The 17188-nt window shown below is 69.7% G+C and carries 13 protein-coding genes; 2 read left to right on the top strand and 11 right to left on the bottom strand.

The genetic code is table 11. The features are described from left to right. Positions 1–76: 76 nt before the first annotated feature. Positions 77–1009 (top strand): SDR family NAD(P)-dependent oxidoreductase, encoded by a 933-nt coding sequence (locus ACQ4LY_RS06510; RefSeq protein WP_431075206.1) that lies wholly within the window; start codon positions 77–79, stop codon positions 1007–1009. A gap of 142 nt (positions 1010–1151) precedes the next feature. Continuing rightward, positions 1152–2504, top strand: coding sequence for an MFS transporter (locus ACQ4LY_RS06505; protein ID WP_431075205.1), 1353 nt, complete (start codon positions 1152–1154; stop codon positions 2502–2504). Here ACQ4LY_RS06505 and ACQ4LY_RS06500 read toward each other — a convergent pair. The 11 genes from ACQ4LY_RS06500 to ACQ4LY_RS06450 all read right to left on the bottom strand — a co-directional run bounded on the left by ACQ4LY_RS06500 (position 2501) and on the right by ACQ4LY_RS06450 (position 17169). Continuing rightward, complete coding sequence (locus tag ACQ4LY_RS06500; protein WP_431075204.1) at positions 2501–4414, bottom strand: helix-turn-helix domain-containing protein; 1914 nt, start codon at positions 4412–4414, stop codon at positions 2501–2503. The genes ACQ4LY_RS06505 and ACQ4LY_RS06500 overlap by 4 nt on opposite strands. Positions 4415–4453: 39 nt before the next feature. Continuing rightward, positions 4454–5260, bottom strand: a complete 807-nt coding sequence (locus ACQ4LY_RS06495; RefSeq protein ID WP_431075203.1) for an enoyl-CoA hydratase/isomerase family protein — start codon at positions 5258–5260, stop codon at positions 4454–4456. Then, entirely contained in the window at positions 5260–6525 is a 1266-nt protein-coding gene (locus ACQ4LY_RS06490) for a CaiB/BaiF CoA transferase family protein (RefSeq protein WP_431075202.1), read from the bottom strand. Before ACQ4LY_RS06490 ends, ACQ4LY_RS06495 begins: the two co-directional genes overlap by 1 nt. After that, positions 6522–7868, bottom strand: coding sequence for an MFS transporter (locus ACQ4LY_RS06485; protein ID WP_431075201.1), 1347 nt, complete (start codon positions 7866–7868; stop codon positions 6522–6524). Before ACQ4LY_RS06485 ends, ACQ4LY_RS06490 begins: the two co-directional genes overlap by 4 nt. A gap of 158 nt (positions 7869–8026) precedes the next feature. Next, positions 8027–9223, bottom strand: a complete 1197-nt coding sequence (locus tag ACQ4LY_RS06480; RefSeq protein WP_431075200.1) for a M20 metallopeptidase family protein — start codon at positions 9221–9223, stop codon at positions 8027–8029. Next, positions 9223–9990 carry an ABC transporter ATP-binding protein gene (locus ACQ4LY_RS06475; RefSeq protein WP_431075199.1) on the bottom strand — a complete coding sequence of 256 codons (768 nt, stop codon included), beginning with the start codon at positions 9988–9990 and terminating at the stop codon, positions 9223–9225. Before ACQ4LY_RS06475 ends, ACQ4LY_RS06480 begins: the two co-directional genes overlap by 1 nt. Continuing rightward, a complete protein-coding gene (locus tag ACQ4LY_RS06470; protein WP_431075198.1) occupies positions 9987–11804 on the bottom strand; it encodes a dipeptide/oligopeptide/nickel ABC transporter permease/ATP-binding protein in 1818 nt (605 codons plus the stop codon). The genes ACQ4LY_RS06475 and ACQ4LY_RS06470 overlap by 4 nt, the downstream gene beginning before the upstream one ends. A gap of 3 nt (positions 11805–11807) precedes the next feature. Then, positions 11808–12851 carry an ABC transporter permease gene (locus ACQ4LY_RS06465; protein WP_431075197.1) on the bottom strand — a complete coding sequence of 348 codons (1044 nt, stop codon included), beginning with the start codon at positions 12849–12851 and terminating at the stop codon, positions 11808–11810. Between the two features lies 1 nt (position 12852). Continuing rightward, the gene (locus ACQ4LY_RS06460; protein ID WP_431075196.1) at positions 12853–14445 is read right to left on the bottom strand and encodes an ABC transporter substrate-binding protein; all 1593 of its coding nucleotides are present in this window, start codon (positions 14443–14445) and stop codon (positions 12853–12855) included. Positions 14446–14491: 46 nt separating this feature from the next. Further along, positions 14492–16066 (bottom strand): hydantoinase/oxoprolinase N-terminal domain-containing protein, encoded by a 1575-nt coding sequence (locus tag ACQ4LY_RS06455; protein ID WP_431075195.1) that lies wholly within the window; start codon positions 16064–16066, stop codon positions 14492–14494. After that, positions 16063–17169: a DUF917 domain-containing protein gene (locus ACQ4LY_RS06450; RefSeq protein ID WP_431075194.1), complete on the bottom strand. Its 1107-nt coding sequence runs from the start codon at positions 17167–17169 to the stop codon at positions 16063–16065. The genes ACQ4LY_RS06455 and ACQ4LY_RS06450 overlap by 4 nt, the downstream gene beginning before the upstream one ends. Between the last annotated feature and the right edge of the window lie 19 nt (positions 17170–17188).

The raw sequence follows: 17188 nt of genomic DNA, 5'->3' as shown, positions 1-17188 counted from the left end.
AGCACAAGCGGATAGCTATTCCGTTTATGCTAGCGTCTAAGCGGATAGATGATCCACTTAGAGAACGAGGTCAGAATTGAACTGGAATCCCGACCGTCTTCCCGACCGGACCGGACGCACGATCGTCGTCACGGGGGCGACCGCGGGCATCGGCTACTTCGCCGCCGAGCAACTCGCCGCGGCGGGCGCGGAGGTCGTGCTCGCGTCGCGGTCCGAGTCGAAGCTGCGCCTCGCCGAGGCATCCATCCGCGACCAGGTGCCCGGAGCCTCCGTGCGGAGCGTCGTGATCGACCTCGCCTCCCTCGATTCCGTCTCTCGCGCGGCGGACGAGCTGAGCGCGCTCCCCCGCCTCGACGGCGTGCTCCTCAACGGCGGCGCCATGACCGGATGGCGCGGTGCACCCACGACCGACGGCCTCCCCCCGATCCTCGGAACGCACGTGATCTCGAACGTCCGGCTGCTCGCCGGCATCCTGCCCTCCTTGATCGCCACCGGAGAGGCGGAGGGCTCCGCAAGCCGCATCGTGCACACGTCGACCGGCTTCGTGTCGCAGTTCCGAGTCGACGTGCGTGACGTCAGGGCGACCCCGCGCACCGCCATCGCCGCGTACACCAAGGCGAAGACGGTGACCGAGGTGTTCGCCTTCGAACTCGATCGCCGCCTGCGGGGCGCGGCCCTTCCTGTCGCTTCGCTCGTCGTGCGGCCCGGAGTGGGCGTCGACGCCAAGACCCCCGAGCGAGCCGGCATCCGCGATGCGTCGACGCCGTACCAGCGCAATCCCTACACACCATGGGCGCAGGGCAAGGACACCGCCGCCTGGGCAGCTGTCCGCGCGCTCACGGATCCCGCAGCGCAGGGCGGTGAGTACTACTCCCCCGCCGGGCGACTGCACGGACTGCCCGTGCGGGTCGAGCCCTCGGCGCGCACCCGCACTCCTCCTGCGGGGCTCGCTCAGAGCGTGTGGGAGCAGCTCGAAGAGCTTGCGGGCGTTCGCCTCACCATCGCATAGGCCCTTCACTCATTCCGAGCAGTCGATCATGTGCCCGGCGCACATGAACCCGACGCGGGCGTCCTGCCTAGCCTGAGGGAGATTCGCGCGCCGACGGAGACCCGTCGGCGCGCGCGCCGCCACCTCGACACACAGGAGTGCCATGGACATCGACATCGCTGACGACATCGACCGACCAGGACTGGACCCTCGCGCGCAACGCCGTCGCGCGGTGATCGGAAGCTCTGTCGGAACCATCATCGAGTGGTACGACTTCACGCTCTACGGGCTGGCGTCGGCGCTCGTGTTCGCACCCCTCTTCTTCCCGGGCGGCGGTGACTTCGCCGGCCTGCTCGGCGCGTTCGCCACCTTCGCGGTCGGCTTCGGCGCGCGGCCCATCGGAGGGCTGATCTTCGCGCACTTCGGAGACCGCATCGGCCGCAAGGGCACCCTGCTCGCGACCCTGCTGATGATGGGGATCGCCACGACCATGATCGGCCTTCTGCCCACGGCCGAGACCATCGGCATCTGGGCCCCGATCTGCCTGATCGTCCTGCGGCTGTTCCAGGGCGCCGGCGCCGGTGCGGAGTTCGCCGGCGCCATGACCATGGCCAGCGAATCGGCCGACACCCGCAACCGGGCGTTCATCGCGGGGTTCCCCGGCGCATCCGTCTACGTCGGCATGGCACTGGCCACCGCCACCTTCGCGCTCATCAGCCTGCTGCCGGTCGAACAGTTCCAGGCATGGGGCTGGCGCATCCCGTTCATCGCCAGCATCGTCATCGTCGCCTTCGCCCTCTACTTCCGCCTGCGGGTGAAGGAGACCGCCGCGTTCGAGGCCGCGGAGCGCGACGGAGAAGTGTCGCGGGCTCCGCTGGTCACCGCAGTGCGCTCGCACTGGCGCACCCTCCTCGCCGGCATGGCACTGTTCGTGTTCGCACTGCCGTGGGTGTACGTCGTGCAGACCTTCTCGATCTCGTACACGACCGGAACGCTGTCGGTGAACCCGACGCACGCGCTCATCGGTCTCATCGTCGCCGAGCTGCTGACCATCCCGGCGACCCTCGGATTCGGACGTCTCGCCGATCGAATCGGACGCAAGCCGGTGCTCCTCGGTGCGGCGATCTTCGCGATCGCCTTCGCGTTCCCGATGTTCATACTCTTCGAGACGGAGAACTCCGTTCTCGTCGCCCTCGGCCTGGTCCTCGGGCTCGCGATCGTGCAGGGTGCGACGATCGGCGTGAGCGCGGCGATGCTGGCGGAACTCTTCCCGACCCGCATGCGCTGGAGCGGCATCGCGATCTCCCGTGAGATCCCTGCGGCGCTCGTCGGCGGCACGGCACCGCTCGTCGCGACGGCTCTCGTCGGCGTCGCCGGTGGAGCACCGTGGCTCGTCGCCGGCTATCTCGTGGGCCTGAGCGTGATCGGCCTCATCGGGATCGCGGTGCTGCCCGAGACCCTGCAGCGGACGGATGCGCCCACCCCCGCTGAAGAGACGACCGGGTCGCGCTCCTAGGCGGGGCCGTGCGGTTCCTGGGCGAGCAGGGCGCGGCGCAGACGCTCGAGGCGCACGGCGGCCTGCAGACGGAAGCGGAACTCCGCATCATCGGGATCACCTTCGAGCAGAATCCAGATGCGTTCGAGGCGCTGCTGCACGGTGTTGGTGTGCACCCGCAGCGCCGAGGCGGCCGCCTGCCGGCTCTCGGCGCTGTCGAAGTAGGCGCCGAGGGTCTCGACGAGAGCGGTGCCGCGGCGATCATCCCAGTCGCGCACCGGCCCCAGCACCCCGTCGACGAACGCGGCGGCCGCCTCGGGGTCGCCGGAGGTGAGCGCATGGTACGGCGCGAAGTCGGCCGATCGCACCGTCGCGCCGCGGATGCCGAGAGGGATGAGGAACCGCAGATCACGCATCACCCGGGCGGCCGACGACCGCAACGGGGCGATCCCGTCGACGAGCGTCCCGACGACCGCCGTCACCTCGGGCTCACCCAGTCGATCGGCGAGCACTCGCCGCACACGCTCGGTCGCCACCTCGGCATCCGCGTGCGTCCAGGCCACGATCAGCCCGTGCTCGCGGGATGACACGAGGCCGTCGTCCCCGACGGCCTCGGCCGCGACGATCAACGCCGCGTCGCTGCCGCGCACGTCGATCGCGGCGCACGCCACGAGGGTGCCCACCCCCTCGGCAGTCAGAGCGGAGGCGTCGAGCACACCGTCGAGCAGGTCGACGAGCAATCTCGCTCGGCGCTCGGCGCGGATCGCCGAGACGGCATCGCGTTTGAACGTCACGAGCGCAGCCACATGCGCGGCTCGTTCGAGCGTGGGGCGCGCGATGTCATCGAGAAGGGGGTCGTCGTCGGCGGCGACCATGGCTCCGAGCACCCGGTCGACCCCGAGGATCGCCACGACCAACCAGCGACGCCCGTCGGCGTCGATCGACACGGCGTGACCGCTCGTCCGGCTCCGGCGGATCGCATCGACGAGCGGCCGGCGCCGCGGCAGACCGGCTCGGTCGTCGGTCGCCGTGCCGAGAGGATGCCCGGCCTCATCGACCGCGCGCACGCGACGCTCGAGTCGGTCAGACACGGTGCCGACGAGATCGATCAGCGTCGCCCCCGAGACGACGGCAGCCGTGAGTTCTTCGTGGATGCCGCTCACGATCTGGGTCGCGGCGAGATGACGTTCGAGCTCTCGGTACGCGCCCTCGGCATGGGCGCGAGCGGCAGCGCTCTCGGCCAGCACCCGAGCGCTGCGCAGCACGGAGGCTGCATGGTCGGCGAACGCCGAGAGCAGCAGCACCTCGTCGGGAGTGAAGTCGTGCGCGAAGCGGTTGCAGGCGAACAGCGCCCCGAGCACCTCGTCGCCGACGGCCAACGGCACGCCGAGGAACGAGACCAGCCCCTCGCGTGCGACCGCTCCGTCGATTCCAGGATCGTGGGGAGCATCGGCCATGTGCGTGTACTCCCGCACCCACGCCGGCTCCCGCGCGCTCGCGACCAAGCTCGCCAGGCCGAACCCGGCGGGCACGAGCAGGTCACGGAACTCGGGCGTCACCGTGCCTGCCGAATATCTCACTCGCAGGTCACCGCGCGCGTTGTCGACCTCTGAGAGGTAGGTGACGTCGGTGCCCATGAGTTCGTGCGCGCGGTCGACGAGTCGCCTGAGCACATCGGTCACGTCCTGCAGCCGAACCAGCTCACGCGCCGTCGAGAAGAGCGCCTCGAGCTCGACCGTCCGCCGGCGCAGGCGCGCAGTCACCTGCTGCGACTCGCGCACCACGCCGAGCAGCTCCTCGACCTCTGTGGCGGCGAGGTCGGCCTCGGCGAGCAGTTGCGCGAGCGCCGTCGTGCGCTCGCCGGGCTCTGCACGCGTCGCAGCCACGACCTCGCGCAGCAGCGCGGACGGAGTCGCGCGGTTCTCAGCCAACGAGCCTCCTCGGGCAGCGGACATCGGGGTCTCCGCAGTCTACGAGAACGGAATCCCGGCGCCGGGCGCCGCCGCCTCACCGGAGGGGAACACGGGCGCCCGGCGCTCGGCGAACGCCGCCAGGCCTTCGCGCGCGTCATCACTGGCGAACGCCTGCTGCCCCAGCCGCGCCTCGAGCCGGAATGCCTCGCCTTCGGGCAGATCGGCCAGTGCGCGGACCGCCCGCTTGACCGTGGCGAGCGCGGTGCTGCTCTTCGTTATCAGCTCTTCGGCGACGCCCATCGCCTCGTCGTGCAGGGAGGCAGCCGGCACGACGCGGTTGACGAGCCCGTACCTCAGGGCCATCTCGGCGTCGATCCGTGTTCCGCGGAGCATCAGGTCCATCGCGAACGCGTAAGGGATCTGACGGAGCAGGCGCACGAGAGTGCCGCCCGCGGGCACCACGCCCACACCGGTCTCCGGCAGCGCGAACTCGGCATCGGCGGAGGCGAGGCGGATGTCGGTCGACAGCATGATCTCGAACCCTCCACCGAGGCAGAGCCCGTTGATCGCGGCGATCACCGGCTTCTCGAGCGTCGAGTGCTTCTGGTGTGCGGCGTCCCATTCGCTGATGTCGAAGCGCTCCTCGGTGAGCGCCGGGATGGATTCGCCCAGGTCGGCGCCGACGCAGAAGGCGCGGTCACCGGCGCCGGTGAGCACGGCGACCGCGATGCGGGGATCGTCGCGGACCTCGGCGAACGCGGCGCCGAGGTCGTCGTACATCGCCAGCGTCAGCGCGTTGAGCTTCTCGGGCCGGTCGATCGTGATGACGCCGATACGGTCGGTGCGATCGAGACGGATGCCCATCAGATCGCGCCTCCGGTGCGCAGCGCCTCGACCTCGTCGACCGAGAATCCGAGGAAGTCGCTCAGCACCGCGGCGGTGTGCTGCCCTTTGTCGGGTGCGAGGCCTGCCGTGTGCGGAGGCGTGCGATCGAGCTTGACCGGCGACCCGAAGGTGCGGAGCGACCCGTGGCCGGGATACTCGGTGTCGACGATCATGCCCCGGGCGGCGATCTGCGGGTCCTCGACCACCTCGCCGATGTCCTTGACGGCGCTGAGCGGCACGAGATCGCCGGCCAGAGTCTCGAGCTCGGCCTTGGTGCGATCGGCGAACCACCGCACCACCATGGGGCGGACCCGCTCTCGGTAGACGTCCGCATCGAAGCGGGTCGCCATGGCGTGCAGGTCGGGGTTCTCATCCCAGTCACCGGCAGTGCCGAACGTCTCGCACGAGATCCGCCAGAACTTGTCGGTGTATCCGCCGAAGAACACGAACCCGTCGCGGCAGGGGAACAGCTCGTAAGGCCGCACGAACGGATGCTCGTTGCCGAGGGGCTTCGGCACCACGCCGTCGGCCGTGTAGGCCACGACGGCGTTCTCGGTGAGAGTGAGCACCGAGTCCTGCTGCGAGATGTCGACGAGCTGGCCCTCGCCGGTCTGCTCGGCGTGGCGGAGCGCGGCGAGGATGCCGATCACGCCGTAGAGACTGGCGGCGAGGTCGCCGATGATCGTGCCGACACGGGTCGGCGCCCCGCCCGCCTCGCCGTTCATCGACCACAGTCCGCCGGTGGCCTGGGCGCTGTTGTCATACGCGGGGCGCAGCCGGTACGGCCCCGACTGCCCGTAGCCGCTGAGTGCCGCGTAGACCAGACGCGGGTTCACCGTCCGCAGCCGCTCGTATCCGTGCCCGAGGCGGTCCATGGTGCCGGGGCGGAAGTTCTCGACCAGCACGTCGGCCCGCGCCACGAGCCGATCGAGCACCTCTGCGGCACCGGGGCTCTTGAGGTCCAGGGTCACCCCGAGCTTGTTGCGGTTGAACTGTGCGAAGAAGCCGCTCAGAGGCTCCTCGCCCTCCCGCGGCAGCAGCGGCGGGAACGTTCGGGTGTAGTCCGGGTCGTCGGGGTTCTCGACTTTGATGACGGTGGCCCCGAGGTCGGCCAGGATCATCGAGCAGTACGGACCGGCGACCACCCTGGTCACATCGACCACCACCACCCCGGCGAGCGAGCCTGGCCCGGCATCCACTCCTCCGAGGCTGTTGAGCAGAGCACGCGTGGTGTCGTCGATCATCGAGCGGTTCCTTCCGGGGTGGGGTCGGCGGCGGCACGCTGAGCGGCTCGCCGCGTGGTGCGGTGGAGCAGGGTCGCGGATACGAGGGTGACGAGGCCGGCGACCACGATGTAGAGGGAGATCGCCCAGGAGCCGCCGAACACGGCGAGCAGCTCGAGATAGATCATCGGCACGAAGGCTGAACCGACGATCGTCCCGATCCCGAGGGCGAGAGACATGCCCGTGTACCGGATGCGCACGTCGAACGACTGCGCGTACAGCACGCCGAGCGTGCCGTAGGTGGCGCAGAAGCCGATCGTCGTGGCGATGTAGGCGACGTAGGCCGCGGCGAGACTGCCCGTGTCGATTAGCCAGAAGGCGGGGAATGCGAGCAGCACCGACACGACGGTCCCGATGGCGAAGACCTTCGCGACCCCGAAGCGATCGGCCAGGCGGCCCGCCAGCGGAAGCCCGCCCAGTGCCAGCACCGAGCAGATCGTGGCGATCGTCAGCATCTCGGGCTGGGTGTGACCCACGAACTGGGTGCCGTAGGTGAGGCTGAACGTGAAGAGCATGTAGAAGACGGCTCCGATGACCGCGAAGCTGAGGGCCGCGAGGATCACCTGTGCAGGATGCGTCCGCAGCGTCTCCCACAGCGGAACCCGCGCCGCCTTGCCGGCGTCGCGCATCTTCTCGAACTCGGGTGTCTCGCTGATCTTGAGGCGGATGAAGAGTCCCACCAGCACCAGCACCGCGCTGATCAGGAACGGCACCCGCCACCCCCAGGCCGCGAATGCGTCACCCGGAAGCGCCACGAGCGGCAGGAACACGAGCGTCGACAGCGTCAGACCGAGCGCGAGGCCGACCTGCGGGAAGCTGCCGAGGAACGCGCGACGCCGAGGCTCGGCGTGCTCGACGACGAGCAGGACCGCCCCACCCCACTCGCCGCCGAGGGCGAAGCCCTGCACGAACCGCAGCACCATGAGCAGGATCGGCGCTGCGACCCCGATCGCCGCGTAGGTCGGCAGGAGACCGATGAGGAAGGTGGCGATGCCCATGAGCACGAGCGAGATGACGAGCATCCGCTTGCGCCCGATGCGATCACCGAAATGCCCGAACACGATCGATCCCAGGGGCCGGCCGAAGTACCCGACCGCGATGCCGCCGAAGGCGAGGATCGTGCCGACCAGCGGGTCGTAATCGGGGAAGAAGAGGCCGTTGAGGATGAGTGCCGCTGCCGTCGAGTAGGCGAAGAAGTCGAACCACTCGACGGTGGTGCCGACGACGCTGGACGCGACGATCGTGCGGATCTGCGACGGTGCCGCCGAGGGCGCTTGCTGCGTCGTGGTCGATGCCGAGGTCATTGTTTCCCTTCCACCGGTGTCTGCGCTGACTCCGGATCGAGCCAGCCTGACAGCGGCGGCCCCGCCCGGACCATGTCCGCAGCGAACAAAATCAGCTGCATGCTATGGCTCGTAACGACACAGCAGTAGGGCGCGACGAACGCGGAGCCGACGGACCCTCAGCCGCGGGCGAGGCGACGCCAGGCCAGCTCTGCGAGCACGGATGCCTGCAGCGGCAGCACCGCGTCGTCGAAGACCGCACGCTCGGAATGCAGAGGCATCGGGCCGGAGTCCGGCGCCGCGCCGACGAAGACCAGTACTCCCGGCACCTCCTGCAGCACGTACGAGAAGTCCTCCGATGCCATCGACGGGGCCTCGAGCCGGGTCACGCGCTCGACTCCGACGAGCTCATCGAGCACGGCCAGCACCTCGCGCGTCTCGGCGGGGTCGTTGTAGGTGACCGGGTAGGAGGCGATGAACTCGGCATCCAACCGGCATCCGTTCGCTTCGGCGATGCCGGCGAGCAGCGCGGGGAGCTGTTCGCGCACGGTGTCGAGCGTCGCCGTCGAGAGGGTGCGGATGTTCGCCTCGAGGCTCACGGTTGCGGCGAGCACGTTGCTCGCCTCGGAATCGCTACTGAGACGCGTGATCGAGATCACGGCCTGGTCGGTCGCCGGAAGGCGGCGGGCGGCGAACGTCTGCACCGCGAGGATCAGCTGTGCGGCCACGGGCACAGGATCGATGCCCAGCTGCGGGAAGGCGGCATGGCCGCCGGTCCCGTGCAGGGTGAGCCGCAACGCGCTGGCGCTCGCCATCATCGCTCCCTCTCGGGTCACGAGCTGACCGCGCGGTGTCGCACTGTCGACGTGGATCGCGTAGGCGGCGACCGGGCGTTCGCCCGCCGCGTCGAGCACGCCCTCCTCGATCATGATGCGCCCACCGGCCTGCCCCTCCTCGCCGGGCTGGAACATGAAGACGACCGTGCCGGGAAGCTCCTCGCGTCGATCGACCAGCAGCCGCACCGCTCCGAGGACCCCCGCCATGTGCAGGTCATGGCCGCACGCGTGCATCGCGCCCGACGTCGAGGCGAACGGCAGGCCCGTTGCCTCGGTGATCGGCAGACCGTCCATGTCACCGCGCAGCAGCACCACGGGCCCCGGGCGTCCACCGCGCAGAACCGCCGTCACCGACGAGAGGGATGAGCCGGTGGCGATCTCGAGACCGAGCCCCTCGAGCTCGCGCAGCAGGATCTGCTGCGTCCGCGGAAGGTCGAGACCGATCTCCACGACCTCGTGCAGCTCCCGCCGCACCGCGAGCAGGCGGTCGCGAAGCTCCTCGGCGGCGACCTCGAAGTCCGTGTCGAACTGGGAACCCATCAGAACTGCATCCTCTCTCCGAGGACAGGAACCGCATCGAGCAGGTCCTGCGTATAGGGGTCGGCGGGGTGAGCGAGCAGAGCCTCGGTCGCTCCCGCCTCGACGAGCCTGCCGTGACGCATCACGCACACCTCGTCACTGATGTATCGCACGACCGCGAGGTTGTGCGAGATGAAGAGCATCGACAGGTCGAGCTCCTGCTGCACTTCGCGCAGCAGATTGAGGATCGCGCCCTGCACCGACACGTCGAGTGCGCTGGTCACCTCGTCGGCGATGAGCACCGAGGGCTCACCGGCGAGCGCGCGTGCGATCGTGACCCGCTGCCGCTGGCCCCCCGAGAACGCACCGGGACGCTCGCCCGCGCGGTCGGGGTCGACATGCACCTGGGCGAGGAGTCCGCGCACCCGGGCGATGCGCTCGTCACGGGTCCAGCGCCGCCCGGTCGAACGCAGCGCCTCGGCGATCGAATCGCCGATGGGCATGAGCGGATCGAGGGCGGAGAACGGGTCCTGGAAGACGAGCTGCATGCGTCGGCGCGCTCGGCGGGCGGCGGAACCCCCGCCGACGGTCTCGATCCCGTCGACGCGGATCGATCCGGATTCGGGGCGGACGAGTCCGACCGTGGCTGCGGCGATCGTGCTCTTGCCAGACCCGGATTCGCCGACTAGTCCCACGGTGCGACCCTTCGGGACCGTCAGACTCACCGATTCGACCACGCGGGTGCGGCCGTAGCGGACCGAGAGGTCCGTGATCTCGAGCGCGTTCACACCGGTACCTCCTGGTCGTGGGCGGGGGTCCCTGTCTGCTGACCCGCACCGGCCTGCCGGGCATCGTCGAGCGCCTCGGGCACGAGCTCCGGCGGGATCACCGGCAGCGGCTGCGTGCGGTCGCTGGTCATGTCGGGCAGGCAGGCGATGAGAGCCTTCGTGTACGGATGTTGCGCGTCCTCGCGGATGCGCTCGGCGTCGAGGGTCTCGACCATGCGTCCGTCCTTCATGACGATCACCCGATCACAGAACGCCGAGACCAGGGCGATGTCGTGCGAGATGAAGACGATCGCCGCCCCTGTCTCCTCCTGCGCGCGGTGCAGCACGCCCATCACCTGACGCTGCACGGTGACGTCGAGCGCAGTGGTCGGTTCGTCCGCGATGATCAGCCTCGGTGCGCCGGTGAGCGCCATGCCGATCATCGCCCGCTGACGCATGCCGCCGGAGAACTCGTGCGGGTACTGGCTCAGTCGCGAGGCCGCATCCGGGATGCCGACGGCGGTCAGCGCGTCGGCCGCACGAGCGCGCGCCTCTCGCGGCCGCAGCCCCATGTGCACCTCGGGGACCTCTGTGAGCTGGCGGCCGATGGTGAGGGCCGGGTTGAGAGAGGTGAGCGGATCCTGGAAGACCATGCCCAGCTCGACTCCCAGTCGGGCGCGATCCGATGCCGTGAGCGCCCGGGTCATGTCGACGTCGTCGAAGCGATGGGATGCCGTCGTGATGACGGCGTCATCACCGAGGAGTCCGGCGAGCGCCATCGCGGTGAGCGACTTCCCGGAACCGGATTCGCCGACGATGCCGACGATCTCGCCGCGCGCTATCCGCAGATCCACGCCTCGGACCCGTTCGACGACGCCGCCGTCGGCGGTGCCGAAGGCGATGCGCAGGTCGGTGATCTCGGCGACGACGTCTGCGGTGGACGCCGAGGAGTCCCTGATCGCACCTCGGCGGCGGGAGGCGAGTGTCACGGCCCCCGTGGCCCGTGCGGCGACGGCACGGAACCCGGCACCGCGCGTTCCGGCGACGGCCTCGCTCAGCAGGGTGAAGACGAGACCGGCGAGCACGATCGCGATACCGGGGCCGACCGCGGCGAGAGGGTTGATGTAGATGCGCAGAATGCCCTCCTGCAGCATCCGACCCCAGTCGTAGGCAGGCGCCTGCACGCCTAGTCCGAGGAACGAGAGCCCCGCGAACGAGAGCAGCGTGACGCTCGCCGTGGCGGCCGCGTTGACGAAGAACGGGTTCGCGATGTTCGGCAGGACGTGCCGCAGCAGGATGCCAACCGGCCCCACGCCGACGACACGTGCGGCGCGCACGTAGTCCCGACCAGACACCGACGACGCGAGGTTGTAGACGAGGCGGGCGAACGACGGCACGCCGGCGAAGCCGATGGCGAGCATCGCGCCCGTGGCCGTCGCGCCCCAGATCACGGTGAAGAAGAGGACCATGAGCAGCCAGGGGAAGGCGAGCAGGATGTCGAGGAGGCCCGTGAACATGCGGCGCGGATGCTTCGGGAGGATGCTGGCCACGAGCCCGAAGACGACGCCACCCGCGAGGGCGATCAGCGTCGAGCCCAGGGTGAGCAGCAGAGTGAGCCTGGTCGCCGTGAGCACCCTGGCCAGGATGTCGCGACCCAGCTCGTCGGTGCCGAACGGATGGGCCGCGCTCGCACCCAGCAGACGCGACGAGATGTCGGTGGTATCGGCGGCCGGACCCCAGATCGCGGGGCCCGCGAGGGCGAGGAAGAGCAGCAGCGCACTGCCGACCAGGGCCGCGATCGTGGTGGGGGTCAGAAGCTTCTTGCGCACGGACATGTCTCAGCCCTCCGTGATCGACGAGCGCGGATCCATGGTGGCGAGGATCACGTCGACGACGAGGTTCACACCGAGCACGATGAGCGCGTAGACGATGACCACGCCCTGCACCATCGGATAGTCCTTCGCGCCGACCGACGACACCATGATCGTGCCGAGCCCGGGAATGGCGAACACCGTCTCGATGAGCACGGTCGCCGCCGTGAGGCCGGCGAGGATCAGGCCTCCGACGGTGAGCGACGCGGTCACAATGTTCGGCAGCACGTGCCGCAGGTACACCAGTCGCCGCGGCAGGCGCTTGGCTCGGGCGGTGGTCATGTAGGTCGTGTCGAGCACCGCGAGCATCTCGACCTGCACGATGCGCACGAGGTATGCCATCGGTCCGATCGCGAGGGCGATGACCGGCAGCACGGCGTCCGCCGGCTGACCCCACCCGGCTGCGGGCAGCCATCCGAGCTGCACGGCGAAGAGCGAGATCAGAGCCACCGCCAGCAGGAAGCTCGGCACGGCGATGAGGATGCCGAGCACTGCGGAGAGCGTGATCGAGAGGCCACGACGGCGACCGGACCTGGCGAGCACCGCTGCCCCGATGCCGGCGGGCAGAGCGGCGACCACGGCGATGACGAACGCGAGGACCGCGAGCAGCAGTGTAGTCGGGAAGCGCTGTGCGATGACGTCGGCCACGGGTCGCTGCAGTCGCACCGACGTGCCGAGGTCACCGGTGAAGAGCCCCCCGATGAAACGGAAGAACTGCTCCCACATCGGTCGGTCGAGCCCGAGCTGCGCTCTCGTCGCCTCGACGAGCTGCGGTGTCGCGCTCTGCCCCAGGGCCGCACGCACGGGGTCACCGGGCACGAGGTACATGAGCAGGAAGGAGGCGACGATCACCACGGCCAGGGAGATGACGAGGCGTCCGAGGCGGCGGATCAGGAACGCGGTGCGCGGCGACAACCCCCGGCGCAGGCGGCGCTCCTCCACCCGCGCCGCCAGGGCGGCCGTGGTCGCCTCGACCACCTCGGCGGTCGCGGGAGGAGGAGTCGTCGTCATGTCAGCCCAGCATCCGGATCGAGGTGGGCTGGATGTAGTTCGGCTGGTCGAAGACCGCGCCGGACTGATAGGTGGGCAGGATGTTGTCGGTCACCGGGAAGACGTCGAACCGGTCCATGAGCTCGGCCTCGGCATCCTGCCAGATGCCGCACGTGTCCTCCGGGCTGGCGCTGGAGGCCTCGTCGACGAGCGCCGAGTACTCGGGGTTGTCGACCCACATGAAGTTCAGTCCGCCGTCGGTGGGCATGGCACCGTTGAAGAACGTCGACAGCACGAGGGGCCCACCCGGGGCGACCTGGATCCATCCGGTGTCCCAGTCGAACGTCGACCAGAGCTGCTCCGACCAGGCGGCGGCATCGTTCGCGGCGAGCTCGGTCGTCACGCCCAGGGCGTCCCAGGTCTCCTTCACGAGCTCCGCCGCGGGGGCGTGCGTCGAGGTCGGGGCGTTGTAGACGAACTTGACAGTCAGCGGCTCGCCGTCCTTGTAGCGCAGGCCGTCGGACTCGAGCATCCATCCGGCCTCATCGAGCAGCTCGCCCGCGCGGTCGACGTCGGTGTCCGGCATCTCCCACTTCGGACCGTCGGCCACGCACAGCAGCGGCGTCTTGGTGATGAGCGAGACGGGATCGAGACCCTCGCCGTCGGCGATGACCGTGCCGACCTCGTCGCGATCGATCGAGATCGACAGGGCCTCGCGCACGAGCGGATCGGCGAACGGGCGCCCCTCCTTCTCGTTGAAGAGCATCATGCCGACCGGATTGCGCACACCCACATGGGTGAGTCCGGCCGCGTCGAGACGGGCACGGTCGGCGCCCGAGATCGTCGCGGCGTTGATCTCTCCCGAGACCAGCAGGTTCGCCGCCGTGCTCTCGTCGGTGACGACGCGGGCTTCGATCGTGTCGGGCAGCCCCTCGGTCTCGCTGGTGACGTCGTCAGGACCCCACGTGTAGTCGTCGCGCTTGGTGAACGTGTAGGTGTCCCCCGGCTTGACGTCGCTCAGCCCGAAGAGTCCCGTGCCGTCGGTGGTGTCCGACAGCGCGGTCGGGTCGGCGAGACCGGCGTCGCAGACCATCAGGATGGTGCCGGCGTTGACCGCGAGGAACGGCGAGTTCACGGTGCTCGTCACCGTGACGGTGCTGCCGTCGGCGACCGCCGAGACGTTCTCGTCGATCACCGAGCCGTACGAGAACGTCGCGTTCGCCGGGTCGGCGTTGTAGTTCAGGTTGTCGGCGACGGTCTGGGCGGTGAACTCCGATCCGTCGGCGCAGGTGATGCCGTCTTTGAGGGTGAAGACGACCTCCGTGCCCGTCTCCTCCCAGCTCTCGGCGAGCCACGGCTCGAACTCGCCGTCGGGCGTGACCGAGATCAGCGACTCGTAGGCGAGGCTCACGACGCCCCAGGTGTCGGGGGAGATCGCCTTCATCGGGTTGAGGTCGCCCGGATCGTCGTTCACGGCGGTGACGAAGGTGCCACCCGAGACGAAGTCACCCTCGGCGGGGGCTCCGTTCGCGTCGGTCGAGCCCGCGCACGACGTCAGCGTCAGCGCGAGGACGGAGAGAGCGGCGGCCACGGGTACTGCGGTACTGCGTTTCATAGCGATCTCCTGATTTCGGGTGGGGGTGATGCTGTGGAGCGGTCGATCAGCGGACGGGCACCTCGGCCGACAGCCGCGCGAGCGGCCCTGCGGCTTTGACCGTCACGTTCACGGTGGGCAGTGTCGTGTAGGGCACGTGGGTCTCGAGGACTTCGACGACCGAGACCTGCAGCGGGTCGGCTCCGGCCTGGATCGCCTTCGCGATCGCGGCCTCGGATGCCTGTTCGATGGCGGCCTCACGGTCGCCCATCGGTGCCATCTGGTCGGCCCTGCCGCCGGCGAGCGAGATGGCCGCACCGACCGCATTGGCGACGCCGCCGTGATCGGGGCGCAGGATGCTGCCCGCGCTCGCGAGCCGGTCGGGGACGAGGAACCCGCCACCGCCGACCACGACGAGCGGAATGTCCATCCGGCCGAGGGAGAGTCGTTCGACGGCCTCCTCCAGTCGGTCTGCGACGACGGCGAGCGCCCTCTCGAGGGCCTCGGTCACCGACGAGCTCAGCGGCGGGAGAGTGCGACCGGCGACCGGGCTTCCGGCCAGCGCCGCCGCGTCCGTCAGCGTGGGAGTGGACCCGCCGAACAGCAGCCCCTCCCTGTCGATGCGGTATCCGACCGAGTCGGGGCCGACCCGACCGGAGGCGACGTCGATGACCGTGCCTCCGCCGATGCCGACGCTGAGGATGTCCGGCATCCGGAAGTTCGTGCGCACGCCGCCGATCTCGCGCGGCAGCGTCGACTCACGGGGGAAGCCGCCGACGACCACCCCGAGGTCAGAGGTCGTGCCTCCCACGTCGATCACGATCGCGTCGTCGTGTCCGGAGAGGTAGGCGGCACCGCGGATGGAGTTCGCGGGGCCGGAGCCGATGGTCAGCACGGGATACTGCGCCGCATAGTCCAGCGACATCAGCGTGCCGTCGTTCTGCGCGAAGAAGGTGGTCGCGTCGAGCCCCTCCTCGGCGACGACGGTGACGAGCGCCTCGGTCACCGAACGGGCGACGCTGTACAGCGCCGCGTTGAGCAGGGTCGCGTTCTCGCGCTCGAGCAGCCCGGTGGGGCCGATGTCCTGACTCAGGAAGACCCGCGCGTCCTGGCCGAGATGGCCGCGCAGCAGCTCGGCGACCTCGAGCTCCTGCTCGGGCGATGACGGACTGAAGATGCCGGCGACGGCGATCGCGTCGAAGTGGCCGAGTCCGTCGACGAAACGCAGGATGCCGTCGCGATCGAGCGGCGAGATGGGGGTGCCGTCGACCATGTGGCCGCCGCCGAGCATCGCCGAGCCGGCCAGCACCATGCGCACGAGGTCGTCCGGCCAGCCGGTGAGCGGCGGGTACTCGGTCGCAGCCGGTGCACCGAGGCGGATCATGGCGACCCGGTCGAGCTGGCGACGCTGCACGATCGCGTTGGTCGCATGGGTGGTGCCCAGCATGACCCGGGAGACGCGGGAGCGGTCGTCGCCGATCGCGGCCAGCACATCGCTGATGCCGGCGCGGATGCCGCCGGTGATGTCGTCGGTCGTGGCCCTCTTGGTCCAGGCGAGCACGCGCCCCTCGCCGTCGAGCACGACGGCGTCGGTGTTGGTGCCGCCGACGTCGACGCCGATCGAGAGATCACGGGCGGTCATCGGGACACTCCTTCGAAGGGGACATAGGGCAGGTCGTATCCGAAGGCGGCCGGGCCCGCCAGCTGAAGCCCCCTGGGGGTGCGCCAGATCGGATCGCAGGCCCAGGCGAGCACCGAGACGCGCTGTCCGAAACGGAGCATCTCGGTCGTGATGGCGTGGCCGGTCTCGGCGTCGATAATCGTGATGAGGTCGGGGACGCTCACCAGCACCTCGCCGTCTTCGAGCACCAGGAGGTTCTCGTTCTGCAGTTCGAGACGCTGCAGGCGTCCGCGATCGGCGCCTGTGCCGGTGATCGTGACCGAGCCGCGCACGAAGCCGCCGACGGTGCGGCGGTCGAGGTCGGTGATCTTGCCCGTCATGAGCACTCGGGCATCGAGCTCTGCGGCGACGGCCGCGACCGGCTCGGACGATGACATCAGGGCGTGACCGACACGGATGGCCGCGCTCACGGTGCCCTCAATCACGGCGCCCCGCACGGTCTCGGCGGTCATCGGATAGTGCGCGCCGATGCAGATCGAACCGCTCGCCACGGTGAGGGCGCGAGCGTGCCGCTCGAGCCAGTGCAGGTCGATCGTCTTCATCACCGAGATGTTGCCGACGACGTCGCTCTGCACCGCCCAGTCGCACGGGACACCGGCGACGTTCATGGCGACCATCGCGGCGTCGGGGAATGCACGTCCCATGCCGTCTGCGTCGAGCACCTTCAGGCCGAGTCGCGCGGCCCAGCCGATGGGCTGGACGCCGTTGCTGCCGCCGATCTCCGCCGCCATGAGGGTGGTGACCTTGCGGCCGAGGAGTTGCTCGGCCTCGGCGAGGAGCGCGTGGATCTGGCCCGTGGCGGAGAGCATCTCGATGCCGACCGTCGGAGCACCGATGCCGGACATCAGGATGACGACGTCGTCGGCTCCCAGGTCGTCGACCGTCACCAGAGGGACGGGACCGTGTGCGCGGAGCGCATTCTCGACCATGATCTGAGCGGTGTACACGGCGCCGCCGCCGCCGGTGCCGAAGATCGCGGTGCCGATGCCGAGCGCGGCGATGTCGTCTGCCGTGATCTCGGTGATCCGCGCCGCAGGAGGTGCGGCGGATGAAGTCTGGGCCATGTGTCTCACCGTACGGATG

The sequence above is a fragment of the Microbacterium phyllosphaerae genome (assembly GCF_050628115.1).
In the GTDB taxonomy this organism is placed as follows: Bacteria; Actinomycetota; Actinomycetes; order Actinomycetales; family Microbacteriaceae; genus Microbacterium; species Microbacterium phyllosphaerae_A.
Note: the sequence above shows the minus strand (reverse complement) of the source record. Positions and strands in the feature narration are given on the sequence as shown.